Annotated in this window: 7 protein-coding genes; 2 read left to right on the top strand and 5 right to left on the bottom strand. The window is 71.2% G+C overall.

Annotated elements, in window-relative coordinates:
• Window positions 1-103: 103 nt before the first annotated feature.
• Window positions 104-1,858: a hypothetical protein gene (locus tag WMF45_RS20620; protein ID WP_437718589.1), complete on the top strand. Its 1,755-nt coding sequence runs from the start codon at window positions 104-106 to the stop codon at window positions 1,856-1,858.
• 106 nt (window positions 1,859-1,964) lie between these two features.
• Here the strand turns inward: WMF45_RS20620 and WMF45_RS20615 are convergent, their stop codons facing one another.
• The 4 genes from WMF45_RS20615 to WMF45_RS20600 form a co-directional block, all read right to left on the bottom strand.
• Window positions 1,965-5,846 (bottom strand): TIR domain-containing protein, encoded by a 3,882-nt coding sequence (locus WMF45_RS20615; protein ID WP_437718588.1) that lies wholly within the window; start codon window positions 5,844-5,846, stop codon window positions 1,965-1,967.
• A gap of 95 nt (window positions 5,847-5,941) precedes the next feature.
• Complete coding sequence (locus WMF45_RS20610) at window positions 5,942-6,421, bottom strand: DoxX family protein (protein ID WP_437718587.1); 480 nt, start codon at window positions 6,419-6,421, stop codon at window positions 5,942-5,944.
• A gap of 24 nt (window positions 6,422-6,445) precedes the next feature.
• Window positions 6,446-7,240, bottom strand: coding sequence for a helix-turn-helix domain-containing protein (locus WMF45_RS20605; RefSeq protein WP_437718586.1), 795 nt, complete (start codon window positions 7,238-7,240; stop codon window positions 6,446-6,448).
• A gap of 11 nt (window positions 7,241-7,251) precedes the next feature.
• The gene (locus tag WMF45_RS20600; protein ID WP_437718585.1) at window positions 7,252-7,470 is read right to left on the bottom strand and encodes a hypothetical protein; all 219 of its coding nucleotides are present in this window, start codon (window positions 7,468-7,470) and stop codon (window positions 7,252-7,254) included.
• 22 nt (window positions 7,471-7,492) lie between these two features.
• Between WMF45_RS20600 and WMF45_RS20595 the strand changes: the two genes are divergently transcribed.
• Window positions 7,493-8,119 carry a recombinase family protein gene (locus tag WMF45_RS20595; RefSeq protein ID WP_437718584.1) on the top strand — a complete coding sequence of 209 codons (627 nt, stop codon included), beginning with the start codon at window positions 7,493-7,495 and terminating at the stop codon, window positions 8,117-8,119.
• 31 nt (window positions 8,120-8,150) lie between these two features.
• Here WMF45_RS20595 and WMF45_RS20590 read toward each other — a convergent pair whose 3' ends face one another.
• A complete protein-coding gene (locus WMF45_RS20590) occupies window positions 8,151-12,878 on the bottom strand; it encodes a pentapeptide repeat-containing protein (protein ID WP_437718583.1) in 4,728 nt (1,575 codons plus the stop codon).
• Window positions 12,879-12,886 lie beyond the last annotated feature (8 nt).

The raw sequence follows: 12,886 nt of genomic DNA, 5'->3' as shown, positions 1-12,886 counted from the left end.
CGCGCTCGTCGCTCCACGCGCGGCCTTCGGACCGCGAACGAGCGGGCGGGGCGATGCTCCATCGGAGAGCGGTCGGCCAGGTCGTTTACACTGCGAGGTGGCGATGAGGAGCCGCCCTTTCATCACGCTGCGCCTCCCCAGGGTCGTTCATCCGGGCGAGGCGTTCGACGTCGGGCTCTCGCTCGAAAGCGCCGCGAAGACGCCCATCAACTTCGTGCGCGTGGCCCTGCGGCACACGCACGAGCGGCTGGTTCCGGGCGAGGGGACCTTCGAGGTTCGTGACCTGCTCCTCCTCAGCGAGGAGGTGGCCGGGGAAGGGCGGCTCGGCGAGGGGATTCACCGCTACCGGGTCTCGTTCGCGCTGCCCGGTGATCTCCCGCCGACGTTCGCCGGCGCCTTCCAGGCGTGCCGGTGCGAGGTCCGCGCGCACGTCTCCATTCCGTGGTGGCTCGACGCGCGGGAGAGCCAGGAGGTGCTCGTCCGGCCCAGGTCCGCTCAGCGGCCGGAAGACGGGCCGTTCATCGACGCGAGCCACCGGGGGCGCGGCGCCTTCGTCGAGGTGTCGCTGCCGGGCCGGACCCTCACCCCGGGCGCGATCGTGACCGGGGCCGTCGCCTTCGGGGGTCTCCCGCGGCGCTACCCCTTCGGGCTCCGCGTCGCGCTGGTCGGCAACGGGGTGGAGCAGGTGAACGCGCGCGGCGGTTCGTACGAGAGCTGCCCGAACGTGTTCTTCCAGGATGTCACAGGCATCGCCGAGGGAACGGAGGTGCCTTTCCGCATCTCCTTGCCGGGCGATCTCGCGCCGTCCTTCAGCCTCCGCGAGGTCGCCCTGGAGTACGCGCTGGAGGTGACGATCGAGCACCTGGCGGGCGGGGAGCTGGTACGACACCGCGTGCCGGTGATCGTCGGCCTGTTCGAGCCGCGGACCGGGCGCGATGGAAAGCGGCCCCGGGTCGGCGCGGATCGCTGGCGCGCGGTCTGGGCGCGCGCGGGGCGGCGGGTGGGGCTCTCGCTGGAACGGGGGCTGCGGCTCCGCGGCGTGCGCGCGGGGTGCACCGTGGAGGTGGCCTCTGCCGTGAAGGGGTTGAAGGCCGGCCTGGGCGCGACGGTGCGGTTCGCGGAGCCCTGGGGGTTGCGCCTCGACGTCCAGTGGCGGCGCGTGCTGGAGCTCGATGGGCTGGAGACGGGGGACGAGGGATCCGATCGGCGCTTCCGGGCGGTGGGACGGGAGGAGGCGCAGGTGCTGGCCGTGCTCGGGCCTGCGCTCCGGCGCGCGCTGCGTGCATTCGATCGGGCCGACGTGGACGACAGGGAGGCGTGGGTGTGGAGCGCCGCGGAGGCGTCGGACGAGCAGGCCCTCGGCGCGTTCCTGGCGCAGGTCAACGCGCTCGCTCAGGCGCTCGCGGAGGCCGGCGCGGCGCTGCCGCCGCCGGCGGCGATGGCGGCGTGGCTGCCCGCGTGGCGCCGCTTCGCGGAGGAGAGCGACGGGGCGCTACGGGCCGGTTCGATGCGGCTCTCGGGGACGCTCGAGGGGGCGCGGTTCGAGCTGGAGACGCTGTTCAAGGGGGCCGTTCCGGCGAGGACGCGGGTCTCGTTGCGGCTGGATCCGCCGATCGAGGGCGCGGCCCGGTCGAGGAACGCGGCGGAGCAGGGGATCGCAGCGGCGATCCTGGAGCAGGCGGCGCGCCTCGGGGCGGGTGCGGACGCGGAGGAGGGGGTCGCGGTGGCGCCGGGCGCGATCGCGGTGGTGATCGGGGCGCCCCTCGCGGATCCGGCGGCGGCGCGGGAGGTGCTGCGGCCCATGCTGGCGCTCGCGCGGCAGATGCGGGGGGAGGGGCGGGGCGGGCCGTACCGGTGACGGGGGAGCGAGGGCGGGGGCGAGACATGGCCGGGGGCTGGGCGGCGGGGCACGCGAATGTCGCGACAAGGCCAGGGTTGCACCCCCGGGGACCTGGCCCTGGGAGCTACCCGGATTTCCCTCGGAGCGCCTCGATCGCGCGCCGGATGCCCAGGGCCACGTCGTGCCACGCTTCGTCGCGGTCCTGCCAGAGGGTGACCGGCCTGGCATCCTTCGGGAGCGCCTGGAGCTTGGCGAACGGCGCGCTGTGCCAGTCGGTCTTTCGGAGGAGGACCGGGATGACGCATGCCTCGCCGGCCCCGTGGCGCTCCAGGGCGCGCCCCATCTCGTGATCGAAGCAGTAATCCGAGGCCATGAAGTCGGCGCTCACGAGGAGGAGGATCACGTCGGCCTCGTTGAGGTTCTTGTCGATCTGGCCAGCCCACCCGTCGCCGGCGGCGATGCGGCGGTCATGCCAGCTCTGGAGGATCCCCTCGCGCTTGAGAAGGGCGAGGTGGGTCTCCAGCTCGTCGCGAAGAGCCTCGTCCTTGTGCGAGTAGCTGAAGAAGAGGCGGACGGGCTTCTTTAGCCGGAAGCCTTTCTCTTGAGGTGCCAAGACCGTGAAAGAGAGATGCCAGAGATTGCCGGTTGCGTCGCCTGCGTAGAGATGCTGTTGCGATACAGCCAGACATGAGAATGAGCCGACTCCGCGCACGGTCCCGAGGCATTCCCCTGTCGCAGCATCCCAGACCTTCAGCGTTCTGTCGTAGGAGGCGGAGACGATGCGCAGGCCATCGGGGCTGAGCGTGCAGCCATTGACCCAACCGGAGTGACCTTCGAGGGTGGAGAGGAGCTTGCCGGTCGCGAGATCCCAGACCTTGAGCGTGCTGTCGGACGAGGCGGAGACGATGCGCAGCCCATCGAGGCTGAGCGTGCAGCCATTGACCCAACCGGAGTGACCTTCGAGGGTGGAGAGGAGCTTGCCGGTCGCGAGGTCCCAGACATTGAGCGTGCTGTCGGACGAGGCGGAGACGATGCGCAGGCCATCGGGGCTGACCGCGCAGGCATTGACCCAACCGGAGTGACCTTCGAGGGTGGAGAGGAGCTTGCCGGTCGCGAGATCCCAGAGCTTGAGCGTGCTGTCGTAGGAGGCGGAGATGATGCGCAGGCCATCGGGGCTGACCGCGCAGGCCTTGACCGCACCGGAGTGACCTTCGAGGGTGGAGAGGAGCTTGCCGGTCGCGAGGTCCCAGACCTTGAGCGTGCTGTCGTCGGAGGCGGAGACGATGCGCAGGCCATCGGGGCTGAGCGCGCAGGCCTTGACCGCACCGGAGTGACCTTTGAGTGTGGAGAGGAGCTTGCCGGTCGCGAGGTCCCAGACCTTGAGCGTCCTGTCATAGGAAGCGGAGATGATGCGCAGGCTATCGGGGCTGAGCGCGCAAACATTGACCCCACCGGAGTGACCTTCGAGTGTGGAGAGGAGCTTGCCGGTCGCGAGGTCCCAGACCTTGAGCGTGTGGTCGTCGGAGGCGGAGACGATGCGCAGGCCGTCGGGACTGAGCGCGCAGACATTGACTCCAACGGAGTGACCTTCGAGGGTGGAGGGGAGCTTGCCGGTCGCGAGGTCCCAGACCTTGAGCGTGCTGTCGTAGGAGGCGGAGACGATGCGCAGGCCATCGGGGCTGAACGCGCAGGCATTGACCCCACCGGAGTGACCTTCGAGGGTGGAGAGGAGCTTGCCGGTAGCGAGGTCCCAGACCTTGAGCGTCCTGTCCGAGGAGGCGGAGACGATGCGCAGGCCATCGGGACTGACCGCGCAGGCCTTGACCGCAAAGGAGTGACCTTCGAGGGTGGAGAGGAGCTTGCCGGTAGCGAGGTCCCAGACCTTGAGCGTCCTGTCCGAGGAGGCGGAGACGATGCGCAGGCCATCGGGGCTGAACGCGCAGGCACTGACCCCATCGGAGTGACCTTCGAGTGCGGAGAGGAGCTTGCCAGTCGCGAGGTCCCAGACCTTGAGCGTCCTGTCGTAGGAGGCGGAGACGATGCGCAGGCCATCGGGGCTGACCGCGCAGGCATCGACCCAACCGGAGTGACCTTCGAGTGTGGAGAGGAGCTTGCCGGTCGTGAGGTCCCAGACCTTGAGCGTCCTGTCGGAGGAGGCGGAGATGATGCGCAGGCCATCGGGGCTGAGCGCGCAGTCATTGACCCAACCGGAGTGACCTTCGAGTGTGGAGAGGAGCTTGCCGGTCGCGAGGTTCCAGACCTTGAGCGTGCTGTCGGCGGAGGCGGAGACGATGCGCAGGCCGTCGGGGCTGACCGCGCAGGCATTGACCCCACCGGAGTGACCTTCGATGGTGGAGAGGAGCTTTCCGGTCGCCAGGTCCCAGACCTTGAGCGTGCTGTCGGCGGAGGCGGAGACGATGCGCTGGCCGTCGGGGCTGAGCGCGCAGGCATTGACCGAAGCGGAGTGGCCGTGCAGCGTGCGCTCCTCTCCAGTCCACATCCGTACCGGATGCCGCAGCCGGATCCTCGGTAAGCCGCCCGGGAACCGCAGCGTCCGCGCGATTCGCTCCGCCTCCCATCCGGCCGAGCGCAGACGGTTGTAGATCAGCTCCGGCGATGCCTCCGGCGCCTCGCGAAGCCAGTGCGACTCGGCCCGCACCGCCCGGTAGAGCAGGTCGAGCTCGCCGTCCCCGAGCTCCTTCGCACCCATGCGCAGCGCGTCCTCGAGCGCCGCGGGCCCATCCTCGCCGCAGAGCGCCTCCAAGAGCCCGAGATCCCGGCACAGCCCCCGCACCTTCTCCCGCTCGCCCGCCTTGAGAGCATGTGCGATCGCGTGGCGTGCAGCATAGCGCCTACGGAATTCGCTCTCCCCCTCGGCTACCGGCCACCGCGCCGTCGCGTCCAGCAGCTGCCGGTGCAGCTCGGCCATGCGCTTCGGCCCGAGTTTCTCCGCGACGAACGCGCGAAACGCCTCGTGGTACGGCCGGTACGCCCGGGCCCCGCGCCATGCCTCCGGCTCCTCCAGGAGCAGCGCCCGCGCGGCGCGAAGGAAGTCTTCGCCGGCCTCCCCGTCGCGCCACCCCCCCGCCGTCTCGACCTCCTCGAGCGGTAGCGCCTCGCGCGCAGCGCAGACCAGCCCGAGCCCGCTCGCGACCAGCCCGAACTGCTCGCGCGGTAAGCTCCGTAGCTGCTGCCAGATCTGCTCCAGAAAACCGCTCAGCCCGCGCGGCAGGCGCTCCACGCGCCGCTGCTCGACCGGCTGCTCCTCGAGCCACTCCCTGAGCTTCACCGCATAGAGCAGGTTCCCCTCCGCCCGTGCGACCGCCTCCTCGACGACCCTCGGGTCGAGCCGCGGCGTGAACCGCGGCGCCTGATCCCTCCAGAACGCGCGACAGGCCCGCTCGTTCGAGCCCGCCCACTCGGGCGTGTCGAGATCGAGGCGTCGTACGTTGCCGCGGCTCTCCAGCCACCCGAGGTGCGGGTACTGTGGGCGCGAGGCGCAGAGCGCGTGCACGCGCGGTGGCAGCGCGTACGGCAGAAAGCTCGGCAGCGGGTTCTTCCCGGCACCGTCGCTCCGCGCCTCGTCGAGGCCGTCGACGACGAGCACCAGGCGCTCACCTCGGGGGACGAGCTCGTGCTTGGAGATCTTCGCCAGGAGCTCGATCAGCCGGTTCTCCGGCCGCGCGTCGGGGTCCTTCTGCGCCGGGTAGAGCGCCTCGATCTGCGCCGAGAGGGAGCGCGTGACCGCCTCGGGGCGATCCCAGTCCATGACGTCGCGCCGGAGGAAGTGGTGCGGCGCCCCGTGGCCGCGCTGCTCCTGCACGTCGAGCCATCGCGAGAGGATCGCGCTCTTGCCCATGCCGGGCCCGCCCGTGACGAGCACCCAGCGGCCCGACGCGCCCGCGCCATCGAGGTGGCGATCGATGGCGGCGAGCACGTCCTCTCGACCGAAGAAGTGCTCATGGCGGCTGCGCTCGATGCCGAAGTCGATGAGGTCTCTCGCCACCGCGGAAGTCTAACAGACGACCTCCTCGTGCCGCCGCATGGTCGCCGCAGGCCGACGAGGGAGCAGGGACGTGGAGCCAAGCGCCGGACTGGACGCTAGTTCGTCCGATTCCGGCTCATCCGCTCCCCGCCACGAGCGCCGATCACCACGGCGACCGTCGCGGCGACGAACACGATCTGCATCAGCGTTCGTGGCGCGAGCGGCGTCACCGGGCTGCCGCCCAGGCTGAGCCCCGCGCGCGCCGCATGGACGTTCGCAGGGAACATCGCCACGAGCAGCACCGTCAGCCCCGCGGCCGCCCACGGCGCGAGCCGTGGAACCAGGAGCGCCGCCGCACCTGCGATCTCCAGGACCCCCGTCGCGGCCACGAGGAGCTCGGGGTAGGGCAGCGCCGGCGGCACCATCGCCACGAGCTCTGCGCGCCGGCTCCCGAAGTGGGCCGATCCGGTGAGCAGGAACATCGCCGCGAGGGCGTACCGCAAGCACGTCACCCAGCTCCCGAGGTGCCTGATGCCGAGGCGCCCGAGGACAAAGAACAGCGCGAACGAGATCGAGAGGACGAGGAGAGGTGCCATGCCCTCAAGGTGGCGACCCGCTCCTCACCCGTCTTGAACGAGCTGGCTACGGCGTCTCAGATCGGAGGGGCTCACCCCGAACATCCGGCGGAAGGTCCGGGTCATGTGCGCCGCGTCCGCGAAGCCGGCCGCGCTGGCGGCCTCCGAGAGCGCCGCGCCGCCGGCGATCGCCGCCCCGGCGCGCTCCAGCTTGAGCCACAGGAGGTACGGCCGCAGCGGCACGCCGACGCTCTCCGTGAAGGCGTGCATGAACCGCCCCGGCGAGAGCCGCGCGATGCGGGCCAGGGCCTCGAGCGACGTGTCCGCGTCTCCGGCGCCTTCCCGCAGATGGCGCAGCACCCGCCGGACCCCCGGGTGCCTCGGCCTCGGCGAGGAGGGCGGGACCGCGATCCCCAGCGCCTCGAACACGCCGGGCAGCGCCGCCGAGAGCCCGGCCTCTCCACGCTCGGCGACGCGCGACCGCAGCCGATCCGCCCTCTCGCTGCCCATGACCTCGATCGTCGACGCCCCGAGCGCCTGGGTGAGCCCATCTCCGACGTCGCTCTCCGGCTCGATGAACACGATGAGCACACGGACGCCCGACGCGTCGATCGCGTGCGCGGTGTCCGGGGCCGTGAGGACGGCGCCTCCTGACTGGAACGGGCCTCTGTCGGCCGTCCCGACCTGCAGCTCCCCGTCGAGCGCCAGCACGAGGTGCCAGCAATGGTGGGCGTGCAGTGTGCTCCGCTCTCCAGGGCCCCACGTCGCCAGCACGGAGGGCCACGGGCGCAGGGTGCCCGCGGGCGCGGCGAGGCCTGTCGTTCTCGGCGGGAGGAGCATCGGTCCGGAGTCTACCCGGACTGCTGCGAGAGCCACCTTCGCGCCTCGACGGTCCGGGCCTCGCCGTGCCCGAACAAGCGCAGCAGGTCGTCGTCCTCCGCCTCTGCGGCAGCGTCGATCTCGACGACGAGCAACGCGCACTCCCCGCTCCTGGACTGGCAGTAGCCTCGCGAACCACGCCGATCGGATGACGAGCCCTCCGCGACCACGGCCCGCTGGACAACCGGCATCGTCTCGGATTCTCTCATCCGGATGACAGCTCACCGGTTCAAGCGCGGCAGTCCGGTGCGCGCCGTGGCCTACGTCCGCGTCTCCACGGACGCCGCGTGCGCCTCGGTTCCAGAGCAGCGCCAGGCGATCCAGGCCTGGGCCAGCCGGGAAGGCGCCGAGATCGCGGCCTGGCACGAGGATCGCGGAGAGGACATCGGCGACCGGCCCGGCTTCGCGGCGGCGCTCGAAGCGCTCACCCTCGCCGGCGCCGGCCTGCTCGCGGCCGCGAGCGAGGACCGCGCAAGCATCGCGGGGCTCAGCGGCCCGTACAGGTCCGCCGCGGGCGAGCGCGGCGCGCGCCTCGTGACCGCCGACGGAAGCGGGATGCCGGACGGGACGCACCGCTGCCCGATCTGCGGTGATCCCTTGGAGCTGTGGCCACGCCACCCGCGCGCGGTGTGCGGGCTTTGCAAGCATGAGGCCACGGACGAGGCCGGGCGGCCTCTCGAGTTCTTCAACACGTCGTTCGAAGGCGGCTTCGGGGCGCGTTATGCCGATACCGGCGAGCCGCGGGACAGCCACGCATGCGCCATCCGGGGCGTGAGGTGCCGCGCCGACGAGGGCCGATTCGGCGGGATCGTGATCGAGGCGATCCACGAGAAGCCGTGATGGTTCGGGCTGGCAACTCGACAGCCCGCGCTCAGCCCCGGCCGGGCGCAGGCCGCAAGGGGAGCACCGGCTCGTCGTCGGGCATGCGCAGGCCAGGGAGCAGCGAATCGAGCTCGCCCGGCTCGAAGCGGCAGAGGCTGGCGGCGTGCCAGAAGCCGCCCGCGATGTCGCCGCCGAGCTTGTAGCGGCCGTCGGGCCGGAAGGCGACCCAGCCCTCGGGGAGCTTGAGGAGCACGGCGAGACAGGCGCCAGTCCGCACGTCCCAGAAGCGGATGGTACCGTCGGTGGAGCTGGAGAGCAGCATCTCTCCATCCGGCATGAAGGCCACGCTCACGACCTCGCCGGCGTGCCCCTGGAGGACGCGCGCCATGTAATCGGCGGACACACGCCAGAGGAGAACGCTGCCGTCGTCGGCCCCTGATGCGAGCCATGCACCGTCGGGGCTGAAGGCCAGGCACTTCACCTGGCCGGCATGGCCGCCCAGCGCGCGCTGCTCGCCGCCCTCGACGAGAGGCCAGAGGCGGACGGTCGTGTCGTCGGAGCCCGAGGCGAGCGTCGCACCATCAGGGCTGAACGCCACGCTCCTCACGACCCGACCATGGCCTTCCAGCACGCGCGGTGCTCCTTCGCCGTCCACCTTCCAGAGCCGGATGGTTCGATCGAACGATCCTGAGGCGAGCGTCCTGCCATCAGGGCTGAACGCCACGCTGCTGATTCCATCTTCGTGATCTTCCATCACGCGAAGCGGCTCCGCTGCCTCGGTGTGCCAGAGTCGCACTGTCCCGTCGAGCGAGCCTGACGCGAGCATGCCCCCGTCATGGCGGAAGGCGATATCCATGATGCGATGATAATGCCCCCTCAACACGCGCGCCGTGCGGTCTGCGCCGAGCCTCCTGAGCCGGACCGTGTGGTCGCGCTGCGCGAACGCCAGCGTTGTGCCGTCAGGGCTGAAGACCAGCTTCGCGGAGGAGATGCCGCGATCCACGAGCGGCGGCGCCGCGGTCCATGCCGACATCCGCCAGAGTTGAATGCCAACGTCTTCGGAGGCGAGCGCGAGCGTCCCGCCATCGGTGCTCAACGCCATGGCCATGGACACGCTCGGCTGTCCTTCCAGCACGCGCACGGCGCCGCCCGTCGACACGTGCCACAGGCGCACCGTGCTGTCCTTCGAACCAGAGGCGAGCGTCGCGCCGTCGGGGCTGAACGCGACGCTCGTCACGGCGGCGGAGTGGCCCTGGAGCGCGTGCGACGCGACGCCTGATCGATTCCACAGCTGCACGGCTCCGTCTCCCGCGCTGGAGGCGAGCGTCGCGCCGTCGGGGCTGAACGCGACGCTCCTCACGCTTCGCAAGTGGCCCTTCAGCGTGTTCCGCTGCTCGCCCGTCGTGACGTCCCAGAGGCCAATGTCGTAGTCCGCGGAGCCGGAGGCGAGCGTCGCGCCGTCGGGGCTGAATGCGATGCTGAGCACGCCAGCCCGGTGGCCGCTCAACACGCGAAGCACGTCGCCTGTCGCGACCTTCCAGAGCCGGATGATGGTGTCATGAGCCCCGGAGGCGAGCGTCGCGCCGTCGGGGCTGAACTTGACGGCCATCACTCCATCTCGATGGCCGTGGAGCACGGCGGCTTGTTGGAAGGTGGCCACCTGCCAGAGCCGGACGGTACCGTCAGAAGATCCGGAGGCCAGCGTCTCGCCGTCAGGGCTGAACGTAACGCTGTTCACATGACGAGAGTGCCCCTTGAGCACGCAGAGCACGTTGCCAGTCGATACGTCCCAGAGCCGGACGGTGCAATCGTCCGAGCCGGACGCGAGCGTATCCCCGTCAGGGCTGAAAGCGATGCTCGTGACCCAGTCGGAGTGGCCGTCCAGCCTGCGCAGCGCGCCCCCGGTCGCCATGTCCCACAGCACGATCCCGTGGGAATGACCCGATGCGAGCAAGGTCCCATCGGGGCTGATCGCTACAGCGTTGCACCGGCTGCCTTGCACCCACGTCGGCTCGAACCTCGCCGCATCCGGCATCGCCGCGCCGAACGTGTCGCACCCGTCGAGCTTCGCCCCCCGTGCCCCCACGAGCTTCGCCCCGCGCAGCCTGGTCGAGGCGAGCTTCGCTCCGGTCAGATCCGCGCCCACGATCCGCGCTCGAACCGCCGTCGCCCCGGTCAGGTCCGCCCCGCAGAGCGCCGCCCCGGAGAGGTCCGCCCCCTCGAGCAGCGCTCCCCCCATCTGCGCCCCGCTCAGGTTGGCCCCCACGAGTTTCGCCTCTCTCAGGTCCGCCCCCCGCAGATCGCACCCGCAGAAGTTCTTCCCCGACAGATCCTGCCCCCGCAGATCCGCCCCCGCGAGGTTCATCTGCTCGCACACCCCAAGCGCCGTCCGCCCGTCGATCCGAAGCGCGTTCGCCGTCGCCACCGTCCCCCACGCCCCGCCGAGCGCCTGCCGTACCCACGTCTCCGTCGCCTCCCGTCCCGCGAGCGCCCCGAAGAAGTCGGCCATCAGGTCGCTCACGTCCCGCTGCGCGAGCGCCGCCGACTCCCCGGAGCGCTGCACCTCTTCGGCCGCCTCCCGCGCCACCAGCCACTCGAGCACCGACTGATGGATGAACCGGAAGTTCTCCTGGTCGTCCCACACGAGCAGCGTCCCCGACCCGATCTGGTGCACGGTTACCCCGAGATCGAGCTCGTGCCGCCCGAGCGCCTGCAGCGCCGCGATGAGCTCCGCCGGCAGCTCGCGGATGTTCACGCTCTGCTCCGTCCGCTGCCACAGCCGCGTCGCGAGCTCCGTCACCGCACGCCACCGCTGCGCCACCGACAGCCCAGGCTGCGCGCCCTTCGGGTGCGCGCGCTCGTACTCCCAGACGAGCCACCGATCCAGGAGCAGCTTGTAGAGCCCCGCCGAGGTGATCTCGCCGTCTCCCGCCTTCGCTTGCCGTAGCTGCGCCGCCTCGATCTCGGCGATGAACCCCAGCATCCGCGGGTTCGCCGACAGGCCGAGCAGGTCCTTCACCTCTGCGAGCAATTGAATGCGCTCGTCTGCCGCCTCCTCGCTGTCGAGTCGGTTCACCAGGAACCTGCGGATCTGCGCCCCGGTGAACGGCTGCAGCCGCACGAGCCGATAACCGGGCAGCAAGGCGGCCTTCTCCGCGAGCGCGGACCTCACCTGCTGCTCCGAGATGAAGTGCTGGCTCCGGCTCGTCACCACCACCTTCGCCGCCTTGCCCTGCGCCGCCTGGATCAGCGTGTCGAAGTGCTCGACCGCGCGGTCGTACGTCACGCGGAAGGCGAGCTCGTCGAAGCCGTCGAACAGGAGCGCGATCCGCCCCTCGGCCAGCATGTGCCGGAACGCGGGCAGATCGATCTTGCCGAGCCCCGCGAGCGCCAGGTGCTGCGCGATGAGCGCGTTCAGGTCGCGCGCCTTCTCCAGCGCGCGCATCTCGATGAGCACCGGCGTCAGCGGGCCGCCCGCCTTGCCCATCCGCCGCGCGAGCTCGTGAAGGAGGAACGTCTTGCCCGTGCCGAAGTCCCCGAGCACCAGCACGAACCGGCTGTGCTCCGAGTCGAGCAGCTCCGCGATCGCGTCGAGCGCGCGCTCGCGCACCACCTCCTCCTGGCCCGTCGTGAGCGCGACGCGCTGGTCGACGTAGAGATCCGGCGGATACGTGAGGTCCCGCTCGAGGCTCGCGTTCTGCCACGCCAGGTAGCCGCGGAAGTCGATGAGCCCCTGGTACTCGAGGAACCGCACGAGGCGCACGCGCCGCGCGCTCGCGTAACGCACGAGCTCCTCCGCCGCGGGCTCGCCGCCGTAGACCAGCGTGGACACGAGGCCCGGATCCTCGCGCCGGTACGACGCGTCGATGCTCTCGATGAACGCGGAGACCGCCTCGGTCGAGATGCCGCTCTCGAGCGCCGCGAGCGGCGCGATCCGGACGATGCCGCCCTCGTTGACCGAGACGCGGAGGTAGACGCCGAAGGGGAGGGGCGCGTCGAACCACTCGATCTTCACGCCCTCGGGCTCGCGCAGCTTGCACACGCGCTCGACCCGCGAGAGGAAGTCGTCGCTGCGCCCTTCCCCGGGCAGGAGGATGTCGTCGCCGTGCGGACCGGCGTGGCCGGCGCGCGCGCGCGCCGGGAGGCGGCGCAGCATGGGGACTCGCCCGGTGTGCTGGGCGCGCGCAGGCGCAAGGAAGCGCCTCAAAAACGCGACGAGGAACTCCGCCGAGGCGCGGCATGCGAACGCACGGAAGCTGTCGTCCTTGTCGTGATCGGCGTGATCCGAGACGGCCTTCGCGATGATCGACCGCCGCCCGAGGCGCTCCGCGACGTAGCCGATCGCCGCGGCCTCCATCTCGACGCCGAGCACCTTCCGCCCGATCGGCTTCAGCCGCTCGAACAGCCCCGCGTCCTCCTGCACCGCCTTGCCCGTGGCGATCGGGCCGATGTGCACGCGGAACGGCCGGGCCAGCGGCGGGCCGTCCGGGTGGAGCAGGCGATCCCGGCGGACCTGCGCCACGCCCGCCGCCGTGAGCTCGAGGCCGCCGTCGCCGATGCGGAGCGCGCCCGCCGCCTCCAGCTCGCCGATGCGCTCGGTCCAGCCCGGGCACCGCGCCGCGCGCTCCGGCCGCGACACGGGCGGCGGTCCCCCCTCCACCTGGCTCTCGTAGAGCGCATGCCGGAGCCACCACGCCTGCGACGGCTTCGACGGCGGGCGCTCGGCCGTGAACGCCGTCTGCCGCTCGAACTCGCGCGCGAAGAGCGCGGCATCCATGTTCCACG

Source organism: Sorangium sp. So ce448 (genome assembly GCF_051520915.1).
GTDB lineage: Bacteria > Myxococcota_A > Polyangia > Polyangiales > Polyangiaceae > Sorangium > Sorangium cellulosum_B.
The sequence above is the reverse complement of the archived record's forward strand: the minus strand, read 5'-3'. Positions and strand labels throughout refer to the sequence as shown.

Excerpts from the sequence above, each read along its gene's own strand:
- WMF45_RS20605 (WP_437718586.1), bottom strand. The coding sequence starts at position 7,240 with ATGCTCCTCCCGCCGAGAACGACAGGCCTCGCCGCGCCCGCGGGCACC.
- WMF45_RS20590 (WP_437718583.1), bottom strand. The coding sequence starts at position 12,878 with ATGGATGCCGCGCTCTTCGCGCGCGAGTTCGAGCGGCAGACGGCGTTC.
- WMF45_RS20600 (WP_437718585.1), bottom strand. The coding sequence starts at position 7,470 with ATGCCGGTTGTCCAGCGGGCCGTGGTCGCGGAGGGCTCGTCATCCGAT.
- WMF45_RS20610 (WP_437718587.1), bottom strand. The coding sequence starts at position 6,421 with ATGGCACCTCTCCTCGTCCTCTCGATCTCGTTCGCGCTGTTCTTTGTC.
- WMF45_RS20595 (WP_437718584.1), top strand. The coding sequence starts at position 7,493 with ATGACAGCTCACCGGTTCAAGCGCGGCAGTCCGGTGCGCGCCGTGGCC.
- WMF45_RS20620 (WP_437718589.1), top strand. The coding sequence starts at position 104 with ATGAGGAGCCGCCCTTTCATCACGCTGCGCCTCCCCAGGGTCGTTCAT.